General features: G+C 60.3%; 17 protein-coding genes. 2 read left to right on the forward strand and 15 right to left on the reverse strand.

Going from position 1 to position 19,053, the window contains the following annotated elements; translation table 11 throughout:
- The first annotated feature begins 37 nt into the window (after positions 1 to 37).
- Complete coding sequence (locus ABD796_RS01035; RefSeq protein WP_344901500.1) at positions 38 to 460, forward strand: SRPBCC family protein; 423 nt, start codon at positions 38 to 40, stop codon at positions 458 to 460.
- A 1-nt stretch (position 461) separates the two neighbouring features.
- Positions 462 to 863 carry an ArsR/SmtB family transcription factor gene (locus ABD796_RS01040; protein ID WP_344901503.1) on the forward strand — a complete coding sequence of 134 codons (402 nt, stop codon included), beginning with the start codon at positions 462 to 464 and terminating at the stop codon, positions 861 to 863.
- Between the two features lie 108 nt (positions 864 to 971).
- Here ABD796_RS01040 and ABD796_RS01045 read toward each other — a convergent pair whose 3' ends face one another.
- From ABD796_RS01045 to ABD796_RS01115, 15 genes are all read right to left on the reverse strand, one after another.
- A complete protein-coding gene (locus tag ABD796_RS01045) occupies positions 972 to 1,598 on the reverse strand; it encodes a histidine phosphatase family protein (RefSeq protein WP_344901506.1) in 627 nt (208 codons plus the stop codon).
- Between the two features lie 52 nt (positions 1,599 to 1,650).
- Entirely contained in the window at positions 1,651 to 3,033 is a 1,383-nt protein-coding gene (locus ABD796_RS01050) for a polysaccharide deacetylase family protein (RefSeq protein WP_344901509.1), read from the reverse strand.
- A gap of 55 nt (positions 3,034 to 3,088) precedes the next feature.
- Positions 3,089 to 3,883, reverse strand: a complete 795-nt coding sequence (locus tag ABD796_RS01055) for an endonuclease/exonuclease/phosphatase family protein (RefSeq protein WP_344901511.1) — start codon at positions 3,881 to 3,883, stop codon at positions 3,089 to 3,091.
- 20 nt (positions 3,884 to 3,903) lie between these two features.
- A complete protein-coding gene (locus ABD796_RS01060; protein WP_344901515.1) occupies positions 3,904 to 4,941 on the reverse strand; it encodes a metallophosphoesterase family protein in 1,038 nt (345 codons plus the stop codon).
- A 92-nt stretch (positions 4,942 to 5,033) separates the two neighbouring features.
- A complete protein-coding gene (locus ABD796_RS01065) occupies positions 5,034 to 6,014 on the reverse strand; it encodes a metallophosphoesterase family protein (protein WP_344901518.1) in 981 nt (326 codons plus the stop codon).
- An 18-nt stretch (positions 6,015 to 6,032) separates the two neighbouring features.
- Positions 6,033 to 7,238 carry a beta-galactosidase gene (locus tag ABD796_RS01070; protein ID WP_344901521.1) on the reverse strand — a complete coding sequence of 402 codons (1,206 nt, stop codon included), beginning with the start codon at positions 7,236 to 7,238 and terminating at the stop codon, positions 6,033 to 6,035.
- Positions 7,239 to 7,383: 145 nt separating this feature from the next.
- Complete coding sequence (locus ABD796_RS01075) at positions 7,384 to 8,247, reverse strand: phytanoyl-CoA dioxygenase family protein (protein ID WP_344901524.1); 864 nt, start codon at positions 8,245 to 8,247, stop codon at positions 7,384 to 7,386.
- Between the two features lie 107 nt (positions 8,248 to 8,354).
- On the reverse strand, positions 8,355 to 10,502 hold the full coding sequence (locus ABD796_RS01080) for a ligand-binding sensor domain-containing protein (protein WP_344901527.1): 2,148 nt from the start codon (positions 10,500 to 10,502) through the stop codon (positions 8,355 to 8,357).
- A gap of 40 nt (positions 10,503 to 10,542) precedes the next feature.
- Positions 10,543 to 11,145, reverse strand: a complete 603-nt coding sequence (locus ABD796_RS01085; protein ID WP_344901530.1) for a histidine phosphatase family protein — start codon at positions 11,143 to 11,145, stop codon at positions 10,543 to 10,545.
- 88 nt (positions 11,146 to 11,233) lie between these two features.
- Positions 11,234 to 11,839, reverse strand: coding sequence for a histidine phosphatase family protein (locus ABD796_RS01090; protein ID WP_344901533.1), 606 nt, complete (start codon positions 11,837 to 11,839; stop codon positions 11,234 to 11,236).
- A gap of 108 nt (positions 11,840 to 11,947) precedes the next feature.
- Positions 11,948 to 13,291 (reverse strand): ABC transporter substrate-binding protein, encoded by a 1,344-nt coding sequence (locus ABD796_RS01095; RefSeq protein ID WP_344901536.1) that lies wholly within the window; start codon positions 13,289 to 13,291, stop codon positions 11,948 to 11,950.
- A gap of 95 nt (positions 13,292 to 13,386) precedes the next feature.
- A complete protein-coding gene (locus ABD796_RS01100) occupies positions 13,387 to 14,742 on the reverse strand; it encodes an ABC transporter substrate-binding protein (RefSeq protein ID WP_344901539.1) in 1,356 nt (451 codons plus the stop codon).
- Positions 14,743 to 14,887: 145 nt separating this feature from the next.
- Positions 14,888 to 15,874: a carbohydrate ABC transporter permease gene (locus ABD796_RS01105; protein ID WP_344901542.1), complete on the reverse strand. Its 987-nt coding sequence runs from the start codon at positions 15,872 to 15,874 to the stop codon at positions 14,888 to 14,890.
- 6 nt (positions 15,875 to 15,880) lie between these two features.
- The gene (locus ABD796_RS01110) at positions 15,881 to 16,759 is read right to left on the reverse strand and encodes a carbohydrate ABC transporter permease (RefSeq protein WP_344901545.1); all 879 of its coding nucleotides are present in this window, start codon (positions 16,757 to 16,759) and stop codon (positions 15,881 to 15,883) included.
- On the reverse strand, positions 16,756 to 19,041 hold the full coding sequence (locus ABD796_RS01115; RefSeq protein ID WP_344901548.1) for a DUF5696 domain-containing protein: 2,286 nt from the start codon (positions 19,039 to 19,041) through the stop codon (positions 16,756 to 16,758). The genes ABD796_RS01110 and ABD796_RS01115 overlap by 4 nt, the downstream gene beginning before the upstream one ends.
- Positions 19,042 to 19,053 lie beyond the last annotated feature (12 nt).

Below are 19,053 nucleotides of genomic sequence, written 5' to 3' on the forward strand. Positions count from 1 at the left end.
ACCGACCCGACAATTCGCCATTATAGGAGGACTATGTATGAATCATTCGAATGAAGCATTGCCCGATATTCGCCAAACGCTGGTCTTGAACGCCCCGATCCGCAAAGTATGGGACGCCGTCGCCACCGCGGAAGGCATCGCCGCCTGGTTTATGCCCAATACGTTCGAGCCCCGGCTCGGCTATGAATTTATTTTGAAGGCCGGACCGTTCGGCGACTCGCCTTGCCAAGTAACCGAGCTCGACCCGCCGCGACGGCTTTCGTTCACTTGGGGCAAAGACTGGACGCTTACGTTCGAGCTGGCCGAACTGGACGGCAAAACGGAATTTACGCTCATCCACGGCGGTTGGGACCCGGACAAAGTAACGGAGTTCGGCGAAACGCACGCGCTTGTGCGCGACCGCATGGCTCAAGGCTGGGGCGGGCTGCAAAAATCGCTCGCCGCTTATGTCGAGGGCTGACATGGCTGACGGCGGCGCTTTGCCGAAGCATGACGTCTTCCAGGCTATCGCAGATCCTACCCGCCGCAAGCTGCTGCTTCTGCTCGACGAGCGGGAGATGCCGGTCACTGCGATCAGCAGCCATTTTCCGATGAGTCGAACGGCCGTGTCCAAACATTTGCGCATTCTGTCCGACGCCGGGCTCGTGAAAGAACGGAAGGTCGGCCGCGAAACGCGCTACCGGATGGAACCCGAACCGCTCCTCGAGCTAAAGCGGTGGCTCGCTTACTTCGAGAGGTATTGGGAGAACAAGATGGCCGCGCTCAAACGGTTCGTCGAAGCTGACGATGCGGACGGGAGCGACGGAGCTCCAGACTTGACGGTCATCAACCAAGACCGGGACAAGCCTCGCTCGGAGCCATAGCGCCCAAGCTTGCCTAATCGTATATCTCCGGAACTTGCGCAAAAAGGACCGGCGGACGAAAATCGTCTGCCCGGTCCTTTCCGTTTGGCCGCTGGAAGTCGCCGCTTGTTAAGGCACGATATGATCGAACATCCGCGGAACGGCCGGCCCTACATAGCGGATCGATACGCGGCTTGCGTTGAATCCGAGCCACCAAATGCTGCAATTGTCGCCGTACGGACGCAGGCTGCTGGAATAATCCAGCCCAAGCGCGTTCAGCATCAGCCTGCGGTTTAAAGCGCCATGGGCGACGAGCGCCACGCGCTCGTCCCCGGGAAACTCGCCGCGCAGCCTCTCAAGCAAGCGCCGGGCCCGCAAGTAGCCGGTCTCGGACGTTTCCCCTCCGGGACAATGCCAGCCGAGCGGATCGCATGCGGTGTCTTCGGCGAACCGAACCTCCGGATACATCTCGGCAAGCTTCTCCGTCGTCGGTCCCCGGTATCCTTCCCCCGTCCACACTTCATGCGCATCCAGCCATACTTCGATCGGAAGCCCTGCGAGGCGCGCGAGCGGCTGAGCCGTCTCCACGGCCCGCATGAGCGGGCTGGAAAACAGACGGGTCACCCCGGCCGCCGCCATGCATGCCGCCATCGCGGCCGCTTGCGCTTGACCGCGCTCCGTCAGCCCCCCATCGGCCAGCAGCGTCTTGGACGTATTCGTGACCGATTCGCCGTGGCGGATAATAAACAATTCCATGCATATCATCTCCTGCTGCGCTCTTGTATAGCAAGGCAAGGCGTAATCTTCTTTATTTGTTCGCGAATAAGGCCGGTTTCAAAGTCCAGGTTTGCAGCTTGGACATGCGAACGACGTTCGGCGCCCGAAAATCTTCGGGAAATATTCGCCATCTACGTCCCCACAAGTCGTCGTCGCCCGCACACTGCCGAGTGACAAGCACGCCCCGGACAAGCTCGACGCTATCTTCGCCCCGCAATCCGAGGGTAATCACGCGGGCCAGCGTGCACGTCAAATCGAGCGCACTTATTTTCCGCCCGGCGACCTCGTAGAAATCCGGCAGTTGGCGGAAGCCGAGCACTTCAGGCTCGACGGCCGCGCCAAGGACTTCCATTAGATCCGCCACGCGCAGCGGTCCGCCGTCGTCGCTCCGGAACTCCCGCTCCGGACCGTAGGCGAAGTCCGCCTTCAGCTCGCGCCCGAGCAGCAAACTGCCGAACAAAGCATGGAGCTCCGATGCCGAATAGGCTTTACCGTCCAGCACCCGGAAGCCGAGCTCTTCCCCGACCGTTGCCGCCAGCGCGCGCACATCGCCCTCCGTCACCGCCTCCGCACGCGAGCATTCCAGCTCCAGCGCTTGCCCGGCCGTGATATATTCGATCGACTTTGATAGCGTATGGTCGAGGAACTCGCCGAACTTGCCGAGCCAGTGCTCCATTTCCCCGGCAGGCTTGAGCGGCGCCGGCCGCCATTCCGCGCGCGGCGTCTCCTTGCCTCGGGCGAAATTGCCCACATCCCAGTAGCCGTCGCATACAAAATCGCATTCGTGGCAGTACATGCTGATAAAACCGACTTCGTCTCCGCTCAGCCGTTCGGAAAATTCCTCGTACAGCCGGTCGAATTCGAGCCGCGCCTGCTCCAGCCGGTCTCCCTTGAACGACAGTTTCAGTATCCCGGCCATATTCGTGAAGTTCAGCAAGCCTCCGTACCAGAAAGGCTGCCCGTTTAGCGAAATTTGGTCGTGGTCGTCCAGATAGACGGGAATTCCCCATTTATGCAAAGCGGCGAACGTCTGAGGAGCCCACGAATAGCCGGCTTGGCCGTAGGAAACGACCGGGGAGCCGGTAATCCGGAGCAAGTCCTCGAATCCCTTTCGCTCCTTCGCTACGAACAGGTCCGCGCCTTCCCGGAAGCCGAGATGCTCCAAATATTCGGTGCTGACCGGATGCTGACTGTGCAGATCGCTATGGTAGCCGATTTCGTGGCGCGCCAGCCCCGATAAAATGTCTGTCCGGTTTTGCTCCTGCGTCAGCCGGGCCTTTTCCCCGACGATCTTGAAAATGCCGGTTACGTTCCGCTTGTTCAGCTCTTGCAGCAACCCGGCCCACGCATCCTGGCTCTCCGGGGTTATATAATCCTCCACATCGAACCACAACAGCACTTTGACGTTGGCCATAACTATCTCCTTCCCGACCCGGCCCGGTGCGGAACGCGGGTCATTCACTGACGGATTACAACACCGCCTGCGCGAGTACCGGGTAATGGTCGGAAGGGTACAGTCCGTTCACCCGGTCGCGGATGATCCTAACGCCGGTCCACGCCACATCCGGACTCGCAAACACGTAATCGATCGGCCGCCCTTCCTCGCCGCCCCGGAAGCAATGGAACGAAAGCCCGGGCTCGCCGGGGAGGGTCAAGTAAGCGTCCGTCAGCGTACTGCGCGCCCCGTCGGCCTCCAACTGCCCGCGCAAAAACGCGATCGCCGGATTGTCCGGCTCGGCGTTCATATCCCCGGTCAGCAGCACCGGCAGCCGCACACGGCTGCGATGCGCCTCAAGTCTTTCCCATAGCAGCCGGCTCCCCTTCTCCCGGGCCAACTGGCTGCTGTGGTCGAGGTGCGTATTATAATGAAGAAACTGCCGTTCCGGGTCCGCCTTAAACCGAAACTGCGCCCATGTGCTGATGCGGTAATGCGTCGCGCCCCAGCTTTTCTCGAGCGGTCCGGCCGGCTGCTCGGACAGCCAGAATTGTCCCCAGTCGACAAGCTGGACCTCGTCCTTGCGGTAAAAGATCGCGTTATGCTCGCATTCGCTGCCGCCTTTGCGCCCTTCGCCGACCCAGGCGTACTCGGGCAGACGCTGCTGCAAATCGTCCAGCATGCCGGACAAACCTTCCTGAGTGCCTGCGACGGTCGGCCGGTAGCGGGCGAAAATGTCCGCGACGCCGTCCTTGCGGTACGTCCAGCAATTTCCTTCGTCCGTCTCCGTATGGAACCGGAGGTTGAACGTCATGATGCTGACTTCCATCGATGTGCTCCTTTCTGCCTTCATGTTTCGCCAACCGGCAGGTCGTCCGGCCTCTCTTGTCGTCTGACGCTGAACGGCGGGTCCGGTACGACGACCTTGAACGGCGGAGGAACTCGACCGGTCGGCTCGTGCTCGGGCTGATCGATGACGGCGGAGCCATCCGCCAAACGCAGCCACGTTTCGAATCCCCGCTCGCCTTCCTTCAGCCGGATGACCCGGGCCCCGCGCTCGAACGGCTCTTCCCCGACCGTGTTGGGGCCGCCGGTCCGGCCGTAGCATAGCCAGATGCCGTACAGATCGCCGCAATAATCGTTCGTATGGTCATGACCGGCGAACGTCCCCATCACATCGCCCCGCTGCTTCATCGCCGCGAACATGCCGGTATTCAGCCGGGAACAGCCTACGGTTTCGTTTTTCACGCCATAGCTGACGTGCATATCCCACACGTCGTTGTATTCCGGCAGCGGGATATGGAAAAAGGCGAGCGCCGGGAGCGGTGCGCCTCCGTTATTCGCCTGGAAAGCCTCCGATTGCCGGATATACCAGTCGATCTGATCCCGTTCCAGCCAAGCATACGTTTTAATAATCGATTTCGGCGCGCTGCAGCCGGTGTCGAAAAAATACAGGACCGCTTTCGGCCCTTCGCCTCCGTCAGCGCCGGCTACCGTCAAGACGTAGTTGCCGACGCCCGTCACGTCCGCAGGCCCGGCCTCGGCAAGGCATCGCTCTCGCCGCTCCATCGCCGCCATCATCTCTTCCCGAGTGCAGCAGTCGTGCTCGGAATCGTGATTGCCAAAGACGAACGCGTACGGAATGCCGAGCCTTTCCGGGATATTCAGCACCTCCATCAGCCGCTCCAGCTGATGGTCGCAGCTGTTGCCTTTCACCGCATCTCCGGTAAACACGACCAGATCCGGCCGTTCTTCAACCAGTACCGCTTCCATAACGGCCAATGTCGTTTCGTCTTCCGGGGCTCCTCCCGCATAGTGCAGATCGGCGATCTGGACGATCGTGAAGGTGCCGTCGCTCCGGAAGCTAAGATTGATGTTGGATGCCATTGCGGCTTTCCCTCCTATGTCACCTTTTCGCAAATCGTTGCGCAAGTCCGTATAAGTTCCACGGTTGTCCATGTCCGCGTCCGATTATAAGGTTACCGCTGCGAAGCATGCTCCGGCAGACTTGCCGCGACCGATCCGTCGGCTTGGCGAATCCACGTATCGAAACCGCGCCGTCCTTCGCGCAGCCGGATAATCCGGACGCCTCTTTGCATGTCTCCGCCAACATCTCCGTTGAACCCGGTCACCCTCCCGTAGCATAGGCGGATGCCGCCCAGCTCGCCGCAATAATCGTTGGAATGGTCATGCCCGACGAACGTCCCCATCACGTCGCCCCTCTCGATCATCGCGGCGAACAGGCCGACGTTCAGCTCCGGGCAGCGTACTTTGGCGAAGCGGTTGCCGCTGCAAGCGCCGGTGCGCCATACATCCTCATACTCCGGCAGCGGGATGTGGAAGAAGGCGAGCGACGGCAGCGGGCTGCCGTTCCTAAGCGTAAAGGCGGCAGACTCGCCGACGTACCAGACCACTTTATCCCGGTCGATCCATTCGCCTTTTCCGCCGCTGTCCGGGGAGACGGCCCACTGCGGGGCATTGCACTCGCTGTCGAACAAATAAAGCATGGCCGCCGTTCGCCCGTCGTGCGACCCGCCTATCTCGAGCGTGTAATTGCCGACGCCGCTGACATCCCCGGGTCCGGCCCGCGACAAGCAGTACGGCTTGCCCGCCTCCAGCTCCATCAGCTCGCTCCGGGTTGCGTCCCGGCGCGAATCGTGGTTGCCGAAGACGAAAGCATACGGAATCCCCGCCTCCGCCGCCGTGGAGGTCACCCGGGCGAACTGGGCCCGGGCGTCGGGCCCTCTGCGGATCAAGTCTCCCGTAAATACGGCCAGATCGGGCCGGTCGGCGGCAAACGCCGATTCGATCAGAGTGAGGGACAGCTCATCTTCGCGAATGCCGCCGCCGTAATGGACGTCGGTCAATTGCGCGATCGTAAACGTGCCGTCCCCGCGGAATTTCAAGCATCCGGCGGCGTTCGCCGGTTCAAGGTTTTGTCCGTTCGATCCGGCTGCCACCGGCGTATCCTCCTTTGCTTAGACCCCGAAGGCAATCAATTTGCCCTCCCCCGGGTCCAAATGCAGCGCAAACTCGCCTTGGTCCAGGCGGAGAGCGGTTTTTTGCCCATCCTCCCAGACGGCTGCCGCCTGCGCGGAATCGTCCAGGCCGATGCGCACCGAGCCGGGCTGCGTGAAGCTTTCGTTCACGACAAGCGCATAAGGCTGGCCTTCGCGGTCGCGGAAGCAGCCGATTACGGCCGCATCCCCTTCGATTCGCCCGATCGGGGCAAAGGACTTCAATGCGCCCTCGAGCGGCGGGGAAATGCTTCCGTGGGCCAGCACTCCGAACGGCTCCAACTGGGCGAGAACGCCGCCGATAAGAGAAATGTCCCGGTTGATTCGCTGTACCTCACCGTAATGCCGCGTCTTGCCGCCGGCCCGGTCGATCATCGCGTCGCCGAACGTTTCCCCTCCGTCGTCCGGCGTCCAATACGTGAAATATTGAATGCCCTTCGCGCCGTAAGCCAGGCTCGTATACACTTGCCAGCGGATCTCCGCTTCGAGCGGATCGCGGTTCGACCGGTTGAACGCCAGCGTCTGGATAAACAGCCAGAAGGGGATGTTCCGCGCCCTGGCGGCTTCACTGACAATCCGCAGATTCGTATAGTAATCTTGCGTAATCGTATGCGTACGGCCGGGCTTCGGCGTGAGAAACGGATAATGGTCGTACGATAAAACGGCGGGCTCGAACTGCTCGAGAAACCCGGATACGTACTGCTCGTGATCACCGCCCCGCTGCCGGTCGGACGCGTAAGTCGGAAATAAATTGACGTAGGCTAGCCCGTGCGGGGCCGCTTTGCCGTAAGCCGCTTTAAGCGCCCGGAGCTTGGGAAATAGGGACATATCCGGCTCGTCGATAAACAGGTGACCGGCATAAGCGGGATGACCGGCAAATTCCGCGACATAAGGCTCGACAAGGCTTAATTCGTCATCGGCCAGCTCGGTCAACCGGGGATCGCGGACCAGGTACAGCAGCCCGTTGGCATGAGCCGCATCCAACGCTTTGCGAATAAAAGCGGTAGTGCCGTCGTATTCGCTCAGGCCGAGAACGAACGTAAACCCGGCCTCTTTGACTTCCTTGTACCTGTCCTCCGTCAGCTCCCGATTCGGTGGGGGAACCCACAGTCCGATCGGAATACCGCTCCCTTGTTCCCGTAACAGCTTGTTTGCCGGATCGATCATAACCAGCACCTCCGTGTGCTCTTCGTCGCCCATGCGGGCGTTTTGCCAAACCAAACCGATGACCGCATTCGGAAACGCCCCGTCAATCGCCCTACGTCCGGCTTTTTCCGGTAGATGCGGTGCGGCGCAAAGCCGCTTCTCGTCTTTACGGCCACGGGTCCTGGCCGAGCAGCTTCCGTCCCAGCTCGGTAAGCCGGGCCGGCTCCGTTCCCGGACCGCGCTCCCAGCCGCGCGGATCTTCCGGCGCGAACGATGGTCCGGTGCGGTTCCGCCAGCCTTCCACCATATCGTCGCGGCAAACGCCCGGCACCGCAGGGAACATGGAAATATATTGGGCGAACCGCGGCTTCGACGTATAATTTTGTCCATTGCCGTGCGCCAGCAAAACGTCCCAAATGAGCAAATCCCCGGCCTCGCCCGGAATCGGGACGATGTCGTGGCCGGTAATGTCGGGCAGCGTCGGATGGCGGTCGTCCGGCTGCGCGGCGATCCAGCTTTCGAAGTCGCGGTACAGGCTCGGCACGCATTGAAACCCGCCTTGGTCGGCTGCCGTATCGGCCAAATACAAAACCCCCTGCACGCGGGGCGGCCGCGGCAGCGGAAAGGTCAGCTTCGAGGTGTCCGTATCCCAATGAATGAAGCCCGTGTTAAACTGGGTGAAGTCTTCGCGGCGGGGAGGCTTCATATTGACCCGGTCGATGCTGACCCACAGCCTCTCCTCCTCCAGCAGTTCGGCGAACGCCCGATACAGCCGCGGATGCTGCCGATTGTCCCACATCGTCTGATGGTGGAACAGAGGCAGCATCCCTTCCCGCTGATGCTTCCAGAACGTATCCATCCCGGAAGCGGGCTGATACCAGCTCTCCGGGTCGTCCGGACGCTGGCCGGTAAAAGCCCATATCGTCTCGATCACGCTGTCGCAATTTTGCTTGGGCACAACGCCTTTCACCAGTATGTAACCGTTCGCATGGAAAAAATCGCGCATCTCCGCGCTGATCACCTGTTCCATCGTCCCACATCCTTTACCGGATTCGGCAAACCTCTCCGTGCTTATTGCGCGCCGACCGATCGTCCCGTTTGCGGTGAGACGGCCGGTCCGCCGTCACCTGTCGACGTTTATGTCCCGCTTGCCCGCTCGTCGATCAACCGCCAATACCGGGCGAGCCAATACGGGTGCAAATAAACGGTTCCGTCCTCCAGCAGATGCCCGTCTCCGCTGTCGCATAAATACGGCGTTTTGTCCCAGCGGTGCATCGGTCTTTCCTCGTAGGGCAGCGGCTCGGCGAGCAGCCGGTACCCGTGCTTCGCCAGCTCGGGATGAAAGCGGATATCCGCGCGGTGGCTGTTCTCGACTTTCCAATGGATCATGTCGAGCGGCATCTCGGCCAGCGTCTGAATGGCGGCCTCCACGTCGCACGCTCTTCCTGTCAGCGCCCCGTAGACGGCGTTCCATAACGGCGAGCGTTCCCGCCGCTCGAATTGCCAGTGATGCTCCAGGCTCATCATGTACAACGCGCGCAAATCCGGGTCCGTTTCGTACAGCAGCAGCGGAACGTACGCATGGAATGCAAGGTTGTCGTCGATGCTGCTGGCCTCTCCGAGAAACGTCCTTTTCTGCTCCAGCGTATTCATGGCGTAATGAAACTGCGTGACGAGCTCCCGGTACGCGCGCTCGTACTTCTCCTCGCCGGTAAGTTGCGCCGCGGTTTTCAGAAACGATAGCAGCTGCAGCGAATTGATGCCGCGCTGATCGAGCCATTTGGCCTCCCCGTTCAGCTTCGCGGGCGTCCATACCGCCCAAGTGGTCGGCAAGCCATCCACGTCCGTAAGGCAATAATCGTGACGGAGGATGTGATCCATAATGGCACGTACGCATTCCTGCATCAGCGTCTTGTCTTCCTCGTCGGCAGCCAGATCGTAGTAGACGGAATAGGCATAAAAATGACCAGTCAGCTCATCGCTGGACGTATCGCCCTTCCATTCCCATTCCCCGTCCGGAGATAGCCGCCATTCGGGATTGACTTCGTTTTTGCCAAACTGCGGCTCGCTGTTATGACAGATCGAGCGGGCGAAAAATCCCGGCCGGCCGGTCACCTCGAGCAGCCGCATGACCGCATGCATCGAGCGCTTCGCCTTCTCCTTCGCCCGCTCGTCGCCGGTCACCGCGTACCGGTAGCTTTGCGCGGCCACATAATCGGACGTCCACAGCCCGTCGTTGTCGGAGATGCGCACGCTTCCGCTGTCGATATTGCCTTCCTCGGTCAAGCCGCGCCGCGTGACGTAATGGAAGCGGGTTTCGTACTGTTCTACCCTATGATCGATACGGTCCGCTTTTTCCTCCAGCGTCATCGGCACCGCGCAGATCCGGCTGACGCCGCCGTCCGTGCCGATCCATACGCTGCCGTCCGGCGCGACCGCAATCGCCCTGACGCTGTCGTGCGGCAGCCAGCGCTTGGAGGCGAAATATCTCGTCTGGCCGTCCCGCAGACGAATCGCCCCGCGCGAGGTGCCGAACCAGCGGCTGCCGTCCGCTCCGAAAGCGACGGTCCGCACGTCCTCGCAGGCGATGCCGCGCTCCCCGTTCAGCAGGAAAGAGCTGTTCGTATGGTCATGAAGAAACACGCCTTTATCGGTGCCGATCCATAGATGCCCCCAGCGGTCCGCCGCCATGCCGCGCAGGTCGTCGCTCGGAAGGCCGTGCCCGTTCGAGCGCATCTGGAACCAGTGCGGACGTTTGCCCGACAAGGCGAGCAGCCCCGAATTCGTCGATGCATACACTTGGCCCGAGCCAAAGGCGGCGATATCGCGCACCTCGGCTTTCCCGAACGAAGCGACGCGCTCCCAGCTCTCGCCGCCCGCCTTGCGGCGATGCAGCGCGTCGGCGGAGGCGGCCCAGAGCGTTCCGTCGCCGTCCTCCGCAAGCGCGATGGCCGCGGCTCCGAACGGGTCCTTGCGCCATTCGCCGCGCTCGCGGACGTATAGCCCGCCGCCTGCGGACACCCACAGGCAGCCGCGCCGGTCCGCGTACAGCAGCTCGATTGCGGCAGCCGGAGGCGGAGAATTCGGGGCTTCCCCATCCGGGTCGGCTTCCCAGCGTTCCCTGTTCATTCGCGCCAGCCCTGCCGCCGTGCCCGCCCATACCGTGCCGTCCGCTACGGCCAGCTTGACCGCTTCGTCCGACGGCAATCCGTGCGCCTTCGTATAGAAGGTTCTTTCCAGCTGCGGGAAGGTCCCCAGCAGCAGCGTCGATCCGGTCGTTTTCAAAACCGCTTTCGCCTCCCTCTGGCCACGATCGATGTCCGCTTTAGAAAATGGGCCGAAAATCGCCGATGTAGCGCACATCGACGCCCTCTTCGCCGAAACGGAGCCAAAACATCGTGCCGTTGCTCTGCAAAAACCGCACGCCGCTCCGGTGATCCAGACCGAGCGCCGCCAGCAGCAGCCGGCGGTTAAAGCCGCTGTGCGAGAACAGCGCCACGCGCTCGTCGCCCGGGAATTCCCGGCGCAGCCGTTCGATCGTGCGCTGCGCGCGGCCGTGCGCCTTCTCCTCATCCTCGTCCCCCGAGCAGTACCAGCCTTCCGCCTCCACCTCGTCCTCGAAGCGGATCTCCGGATACGTAAGCGTCATCGCTTCGACGGAAGGACCGCGATAAGCGCCTTTATTGCGCACCTCGAACGTTTCGACCCAGACGCGGATCGGCAGGCCGGTCGCGCGTGCGAGCGGCTGTGCCGTCTCGATCGCCCGCATAAGCGGACTGGAGACGATATGCGTCACGTTCGCTCCCTTCATCCCTTCCAGCACTTGCTCCGCCTGACTGCGCCCGAGCTCGGTCAATTCTCCGTCGGCCATATCGTACGATACCGTATTGCCGATCGATTGCCCATGGCGAATGATGAATAAATCCATGACAGCCTCCTTCATAAGATGGAAATACCGCAGCTTCCCGTAACGGGAAAGCATAGGGAAGCCGCGGTTCAACGGGACGATGCGGCTTCTACCCGAACAGCGGGCGCGGAGCTCCGGCATACTCCACGACGGTCTTCTCTTCCCCGAACTTGACCCAATAGATGCTGCCGTTTACTTCCGAGAAACGGACCGGGCTGCGGTGATCCAGACCGATCGCGGCGCGCAGCAGGCACGTGTTGAAGCCGCCGTGGGCGAACAGCGCCACGCGCTCGCCGCCGGGAAATTCGCGGCGCAGCCGCTCCAGCACGCGCAGCGCCCGGGCATGCCCGGTCTCCGGCGTTTCGTCGCCTGCGTACAGCCAGCCCTCCGGCTCCATGTCGTCCTCGAGCCGGATGCCGGCGAAGTTCCGCTCCAAAGCTTCGCGGGTCAGTCCGCGGTGCGGCCCGCGATCGCGCACCTCGTGCGCCTCCATCCAGACGCGGACCGGCAATCCGGTCTGCCGCGCCAACGGCCGGGCCGTCTCGATCGCCCGGATAAGCGGGCTGGACACGATATGCGTCAACCCGGCTCCCTCCATGCATCGGGCGACGTATTCGGCCTGGCTGCGGCCCAGCGCGGTCAGCTCGCAATCCGGCATATCCTCCTTGACGGTGTTGCCGACCGACTGCCCGTGGCGGATGATGAACAGCTCCATTACCGCTTCACCGCTTCCTCGCGTCGGCGATCGATGAGCTCCAAGCGATCCGCCCGCTCTTGGTAATGGTGAATCCGTTTGGCCAAGTAGACCCGCTCCTCTCCCGTTCTATTTGCCGATCGCCTTCTTCAGCTTTTCCTTGTCCGGGGCTACCGCCTTCTCCGTCTCGTCCGCCATGTCCTTGAGCACGGCGCGGGAGTCCTGATTTTTGGTGAGCGCTTCGGCAAGCTTCTTGCTCCAGATTTCCTTCGCCTTCGCATCCAGCGGGATATTCGACTGATACGGAATCCGGTCTTGAATCGAAAAGCCGAGCTGCAGCAGCTTCTGCCCGCCGATTGCCGGCTCCCCGTAGTCTTTGACCGCAGGCAGGTTCCGGTGCGGAAGGTAAGGCGACAGCTCCGCATAGTTCATATACACTTTCTGCGCTTCCGGAGACATCGTCGCAAACTTGATATACTCCCAGGCGATGTCCTTGTTCTTGCTCTGCGACGGGATGATGAACGTGCCGTACACCAGACCCGGCGCTTGGCCGAACGGCAGCGTCGTCACGCGCCACTTGCCCTGATTTTGCGACAGCGTTCCTCCCGGCAGGAAGCTGCTGATCCGGGAAGTGCCTCCGAAATAGGTGACGAGTCCGCCGTTATTGACGGCTCGGTCCGTCTCTTCCTTGCTCTTCTCGTAGATCAGATCGAGCTGGGCGGCGCGCTTGGCGTAATCGATCGCCTTGGCGAAAGCGTCCGTATTCCGCGAGAAGTTCAGTTCCTTGTCGAAATAACCGAGATTCGGCGAGGCGATATCGGTCACCTCGGCCGTTTTGCGGAAGAAGTAATGCCCGCGGCTGCGCAGCTTCTGGGCCATTTCAAAAAATCGGTCGGGATCGGCGACCAACTTGCCAACCTCGGCGGGGTCGGTCGGAAACCCGTTCTCCTCGAAAATATCCGCCCGGTAAAACATCACGTAGGGCGTCAGCTGAAACGGCAAGCCATACAGCCGCTTGCCGTCCAGCGACAAAGACATGTCCCAGGCCGCCTTCAGAAAATCGTTTTGCAGCAGTCCGGCGTTGTAGGGGGCGTCCAGCAGATTTTCCAGACCGTCAGTCGCCTTCACTTTCCAGTAATGCGCCTCGTGAAGATGCACGACGTCGGGAGCTCCGGTTCCGGCCGCCAGGGCGGTAACGAATTTGTCTTCGGCGTCCGAAGGGGTCGTGTTGTTCACTTTCACGTTCGGGTATTTTTTCATGAACAGCTCGTCGACTTCCTTGTAGCCTCTCCAGACCGTAATCTCGCCTTTGAAATCTTCCGGATTTTTCGTTGCCGTCACGGCAGCGGCCCCCGGTTTGGCCGGTTCTTTCCCATCGGCTTCGGGCTTGACGCCCGATTCGCCGCAGCCGCTTAGGACGGAGGCGAGCAAGCCCGTCGCGGTTATCCAGGAGAGTGAATGCATTTTGATCATGATCAAGCTCCTTCACTTTTCTTGGTTAGCCGAAAATCTGCAGTCCCGTTTTCCTCTGCACCGGCGCAAGCCCCCGAAAGGGCGGCCTTTGCTTCTTACTTGCCCAACGTTTTCTTCAGCGCTTCTTTTTCCACCGATACCGCCTTTTCCGTCTCGTCCATAATCGTCTTGAGCACGGCTCGGGAATCCTGGTTTTTCGTCAGACCTTCCGACAGCTTCGTTTTCCAGATGCCCGACGCTTTCTCGTCGAGCGGATTGCCGCTCTGGTACAACATTTTGTCCATCAGGCTGAAGCCGAATTGCAGCACCTTCTGACCGCCCATCGCCGGCTCCGCTTTTTCCTTGACCGTCTTCAAATCCCGGACCGGTTTGTAAGGGCTCAAGTCGGCGGTTTTCAGGAAAATTTCTTGGGCTTCCGGATTCGTGATCGCAAACTTGATATATTCCCACGCCAGCTCTTTGTTCTTGCTTTGCGACGGAATGACGTACATGCCGTAGCCGAGCCCCGGCGTCTGGCCGAACGGCAGAGAAGCGACGCGCCATTTGCCCTGATTTTCCGAGAGGGAGCCTTTGTTGCCTTTCTCGTCGATCTGGAACGTGCTCAGACGGTAAATGCCACCGTAATACGTGATGAGCTTGCCGCTGTTGAGCGCGCGGTCCTGCTCCTCCTTGGAGCCGGGGAAGACAAGATCGAGCTGGGTGGCGCGCTTCGCGTAGTCGATCGCATTCGCGAACACGTCCGTATTGCGCAAGTAGTTGAGATTGTTATCGTAGTAGCCCACGCCGGGTGAAGCCATATCGGTCACTTCCTCGATCATGCGGAAGAAATAATGGCCTTTGGCCCGCAGCTTCTGAGCCATATCGAAAAACTTGTTCGGATCGGCGATGAGCTTGCTTACTTCGGCCGGGTCGGATGGAAAGCCGTTTTCTTCAAATATGTCGGCGCGGTAAAACATGACCTCCGGGGTTATACGCCAAGGCAGGCCGTACAGCCTTTTGCCGTCCAGCGTCGTCGACATTTCCCAGGCGAGCGGAAGGAAGTCTTTCTTTAAATCTCCCGCATTGTAAGGGGCGGCGAGCAAGTTTTCGAGACCTTCCATCGCTTTGAATTTGTGAAAATGCGCCTGGGACAAGTCGATAACATCCGGCGCTCCGGTGCCGGTAGCGAGAGCGGTCGTGAATTTGTCCTCCGGCTTTTCCGGCGTATCCATGTTGACCTTGACGTTCGGGTATTTTTTCATAAATAGCTGGGATACGTCGTTGTAGCCTTTCCAGACGGTAATCTCGCCTTTGAAGTCTTCCGGTTTTTTGGCGGCGGCCGAGCCCGGAGTCGAAGGCGCATCCTTGCCTCCGTTTTCCGAGCCGGCGCTTCCGCCGCTGCCGCTACATCCGCCGAGCGCGAGACCGAGTACGACGGTCATGGCTGCCAACGAGAATGACATTTTCTTCATGTTTCTTCTCTCCCCGCAATGGTTTATCGTTTTGCTTGCCTGTTCAGACCCTTTTTGCCGATTGGTCGGATTGACACGAGATTGGCCCCATCGTCCGCGCCAGACGGTCCGGCGGACAGCGGCATCCCCCCTTTCCATGATCCGGTTACTCTCCGGCGATCCCCGTTCGCTCGACGCTCTCGACGAAATAACGCTGGGTAAACAAGTACAGCAGTAAAATCGGCAAGATCGCGAGGAACGATCCGGCCATCAGCTTCTCGAAGTTGGTCGGTAGCTGCCCGATCGCATCCCCGGGCGCGGTAATGCCGGTATTGTCGTTTTCTTTCGTAACGACCATCATCCCGAGCTTTTGATTCAGCGTGTAGCTGTCGCCCTTGTTCAGATACAAGTTGGGGAAGAAAGAATCGTTCCAATTCCACACGATCGAGAACAGGAACACGACCAGAATCGCCGGTTTGGCCATCGGCACCATAATTGAAACGAAAGTCCGCACCGGCCCCGCTCCGTCTATCTTCGCCGCTTCTTCCATCTGGTGCGGCAATCCGCGGAAAAACTGCATGTAGACGAGCACGAACAGCGATCCGCGCAGCCCGTGGCCGAACAAGTTCGGCAGCAGCATCGGCAAGTACGTATTCGTCATCTTCAAATCGCTGAACAGCAGAAACAGCGGCACCACGATCGATTGCGGCGGCACCAGAAAGGTGAACAGCAGCATGACCATCAGCAGCGTATAGCCGGGAAAGCGGAACCGGGCGAAGCCGTAGCCGGCGATGGCGCATCCGACCAGTTGGAGCATAGCGCCGCCCAGCGAAATGATGACGCTGTTCGTGAAATGTCTCATGTAATTCAGATTCGTGAAAGCATACGCGAAGTTCTCGAAGCTTAGCGATTTCGGAATCCATTGCACGAGTGCGTCGGCCACGTCCTGTCCGGTCATGAACGAACGGCTGACCATGTACAGCATCGGATACAGGAAGACGAACGACAGGCTTAAGATCGTGACGTAGTGAAGCAGTTCCCCTGCGGCGACCTTCAGTTTCCGGACAAAAGTCGACCTCATGAAACCCGAAGCGGACTGCGGAAGGCGGGACGGGCTGCGTTTGTAACGAAGCGTCAGATGATGTTCCTTCATGAAACGTTACCTCCTGTCCCGGGCCATGGCGGTCGTATTGCGAAACAAGAAGAAGACGACGCCGATGACGAGAAAGATGAAGACGAAATAGATCCAGCCGATGGCCGAAGCGTAACCGTAATTGAATTTGTTGAAGACTAGCGTATAAATAAATTTCATCATCTTGTTCATGACGGATGTGAACGAGTCGACGATGCAGAACAGCGTGCTGACGAGCAGCATCGGCATAATCATCGGAAACGTGATTTTCCAGAAGTTTTCCCATGGCGTCGCCCCGTCGCACTTCGCCGCCTCGTAGAGCGAAGGCGATATCGTCTGCAAGCCGGCGAGCAGAATCAGGATCGGCACCCCCGCGCCCCACATGACGAGCGTGAGCGAATCCATCATGGCGAGCAGCGGGGCGAGCAACTCCAGCGGAATGTAGTCCTGAAGCACGCTTTTCAGATCGTACTGCTGGAAGATCGGCAGCGTGGCCGCCCCTTGCGCCGTCAGCTTCTGCAGCGTTTCCCCCGCCGCGATAATAACGGGGAGGAAGAAGACGCCGCGGAAGAAAATCCGGCCTTTCATCGGCCTGTTCAGCAATATCGCGCTAAACATCGCGAAGATCAAAATGAGCGGCACGGTGAACACCGTCTGCAGCATCGTGCTCGTCAGGATCGGCATGAATTCCACATCGACGGTGAACGCCTGACGGTAATTTTGCAAGCCGATCCAGGTTGCCTGCAGGCGTCCGGAATTCACCTTGAGATCCTGGAACGAGTACAGCAGCGAGCGGACGAGCGGAACGGCCATGAAGACGAGAAAGCCGAACGTCCAGAGCGCGACGAACGAATAACCTTCCATGATATGGCGGCCGCGCAGCGTCAGGCGGAGCTTTCTTTTCATTTGGCGTTCCCTCCCTTCCGGACTGCGAAGCTGCCCGGTTCGATTCTTACTTGGTCCGCCGTTTTGGCTGCGCTGCCGTAATTGACGTAGATGTCGGTGCCGCCGGCGTATCGCGTCCGGTACAACTCTTTGTCGATCCGCTCGTGCGCCACGATCGGCTGGCCCGCCACCTGCTTCAGCGCTTCGGCCGCGCGGCGGTATTCGTCTGCCGCCGGCCCGATCCAGTCGCGGTAATCGGAGCTGACCAGATCGTCCAGCGGAGTGCGCTTCAGCTCGGAGGAATTCGCATACGACAACCGGTATTTCGGCATCGCTCCGTATTCGATCATCCGCAGAAACTCGCTGCGTCCGTCGTCGCGGACGTTGCTCGCCGCTCCGGAATACGGGATAAGCCCGTGTACGACCGCTTGGTAAAACGGCACCGTTTCATCCTCGAAGATGAAATGGCTCGAATCGAGCGGAGCGTCGTCGATCCGGTCGATATGCCCGATCGTGTAGGCGAAGCCGTAGCCGACGGCCGCGGCGCCGACCTGCCGACGCACCGAATCGAGCGCGGAGGTCCAGCTTTCCATCGTCTGCTTGCGGCTGAACGGAGCCGACACGTTCTGATCCGAATAAAGCATGTCGCCCATATGATCCAAGCGCAGCCCGCTGATGGAAAGACCGGCGTACCGGTCCAGCTCGCCGTTCAATTTGGCCAGCGCGGTGAGCGGCTTGAGCAAGTAATGCTTCATCCCTTTTTGCTGCTGCAGCGTGGCCAGGTTGGGCTCCCGAACGAGCATGGGCTCGCGGTTCAAGTTGCGGATGACGTCCTTCGATTCCTTGAAAGCGCCGCTGTTCGCGTAAGGCTTCACATAATTCGCATCGAGATATAGCCGAATTCCTTTGGACTCGGCGTATTTCGCCAACTCCTCGAGGCCTGTCGTCCCGCCGAGCTTGCCGGCTACCGGAAAATGCTGCGGCTGCCTGCCGAACGCCCCGCCGTCGGACCACCCCTCGAGTGTAAGCTCAATCGAATCGACGCCTTTGGCCGATAAGCTCTCCAGAATCTCCTTGGCCTGCTCGAACGTCGTCATCGCCATATAGGTGCTGCCGATAATTTCGTCTCTCACGACGCCCCCGATCAGCTGCAGCTGCAGCGATGGGCCGTTCGAAGCGACCGGCTTCACGCCGCGCTCGCCGGTCAAGTAGTTCCGGTAAGCTTGGGCCATCCCGACATACCCGCTGTTCTCGCCTTGCAGCGGCACGTAGCGGACCGCCCGGTCCCCTGCGATCATGCCGCCCTGGTACATCGGGATTTCCCCGGAATCGCCGATGAAGATGATGTCGTCGTTGCGGTACGTAAATTCGACCGAGGAGCGGTACAGATTCACGTTCTGGTAGCCCGACGGCGAGGCGATAATCTTCGCGTCGTGGTCGCCCTGCGTGACGATGGCGGCGAAGCCCTGTGCGCCGCGATGGATGCCGAATACCGGCATCGCGATCGTTTCCCGGGGAGAAGGGAAAATATCTTCCTTCGCATTTTTCAGGACGGTTTCTTTCGTCTTCGTGTTGAAGGCGTAATCTCCGCCGTAGACGCTCTGGTAATACCGGTCGAAATATTCCAGATGCTTCTCCTTGAAGCGGATAATCGCTCCCGACCCGTCCGGCACGAAGACGTAGCCGTTCTCGACGGCATTGCCCGCTTCAAAGTACGGGACCGGCTCCAGGCTCACCAGACGGCAGCCGGGCGCTTCGCGGATCGAGTCGTACGGCACTTTCACGTCCAGCCCGTCGTCCGCCAGCCGGTATTCCATCGTAAAGTGCAGACCGATCGACGTCAGCGCGTAATCGACCTTAACGCCTCCGTCGATCAAAACCGGTGTCGCGGTGCCCGCTTCCTTGCCGGGAAACGTCTGCGTCGGCTTGGCTCCTTGGGTATAGCGAATCACCATCGGGTTTTGCACCGTCGCCGACTGACTGTCCGAGATACCGGTGCGGTTTTGCGGAAAGCTGTACCATTTGGCGCCGGTCGCCATGTCCTCGAGATGCACGAGCCCTTTCGAGCTGTCGTACAGGAGACGAAGCTTGCCGTTCTGCGCCACCTGCTGGACGTTGTCCGCGGGAGAGCCGGCGAGCGCGGCGATCTTCAGAGGCGCCTTGTCATCATTCTCGGCGCAGCTTGCTCCCGTCCCGGCGGTCTTCGCCTCACCGCCTCCCGTTCCGTTCAGAAGGAGGGCCGCTGCGATAGCCGCCGTACCGATGACTGCGATGGATAATTTGATAATGCCGCGTTTGTTCATGCGTTCCCTCCT

The organism is Paenibacillus hodogayensis, assembly GCF_039536325.1.
Lineage (GTDB): Bacteria > Bacillota > Bacilli > Paenibacillales > NBRC-103111 > Paenibacillus_AB > Paenibacillus_AB hodogayensis.

Excerpts from the sequence above, each read along its gene's own strand:
- ABD796_RS01035 (WP_344901500.1), top strand. The coding sequence starts at position 38 with ATGAATCATTCGAATGAAGCATTGCCCGATATTCGCCAAACGCTGGTC.
- ABD796_RS01040 (WP_344901503.1), top strand. The coding sequence starts at position 462 with ATGGCTGACGGCGGCGCTTTGCCGAAGCATGACGTCTTCCAGGCTATC.
- ABD796_RS01045 (WP_344901506.1), bottom strand. The coding sequence starts at position 1,598 with ATGGAATTGTTTATTATCCGCCACGGCGAATCGGTCACGAATACGTCC.
- ABD796_RS01050 (WP_344901509.1), bottom strand. The coding sequence starts at position 3,033 with ATGGCCAACGTCAAAGTGCTGTTGTGGTTCGATGTGGAGGATTATATA.
- ABD796_RS01055 (WP_344901511.1), bottom strand. The coding sequence starts at position 3,883 with ATGGAAGTCAGCATCATGACGTTCAACCTCCGGTTCCATACGGAGACG.
- ABD796_RS01060 (WP_344901515.1), bottom strand. The coding sequence starts at position 4,941 with ATGGCATCCAACATCAATCTTAGCTTCCGGAGCGACGGCACCTTCACG.
- ABD796_RS01070 (WP_344901521.1), bottom strand. The coding sequence starts at position 7,238 with ATGATCGATCCGGCAAACAAGCTGTTACGGGAACAAGGGAGCGGTATT.
- ABD796_RS01075 (WP_344901524.1), bottom strand. The coding sequence starts at position 8,247 with ATGGAACAGGTGATCAGCGCGGAGATGCGCGATTTTTTCCATGCGAAC.
- ABD796_RS01085 (WP_344901530.1), bottom strand. The coding sequence starts at position 11,145 with ATGGATTTATTCATCATTCGCCATGGGCAATCGATCGGCAATACGGTA.
- ABD796_RS01090 (WP_344901533.1), bottom strand. The coding sequence starts at position 11,839 with ATGGAGCTGTTCATCATCCGCCACGGGCAGTCGGTCGGCAACACCGTC.
- ABD796_RS01095 (WP_344901536.1), bottom strand. The coding sequence starts at position 13,291 with ATGATCAAAATGCATTCACTCTCCTGGATAACCGCGACGGGCTTGCTC.
- ABD796_RS01100 (WP_344901539.1), bottom strand. The coding sequence starts at position 14,742 with ATGAAGAAAATGTCATTCTCGTTGGCAGCCATGACCGTCGTACTCGGT.
- ABD796_RS01105 (WP_344901542.1), bottom strand. The coding sequence starts at position 15,874 with ATGAAGGAACATCATCTGACGCTTCGTTACAAACGCAGCCCGTCCCGC.
- ABD796_RS01110 (WP_344901545.1), bottom strand. The coding sequence starts at position 16,759 with ATGAAAAGAAAGCTCCGCCTGACGCTGCGCGGCCGCCATATCATGGAA.
- ABD796_RS01115 (WP_344901548.1), bottom strand. The coding sequence starts at position 19,041 with ATGAACAAACGCGGCATTATCAAATTATCCATCGCAGTCATCGGTACG.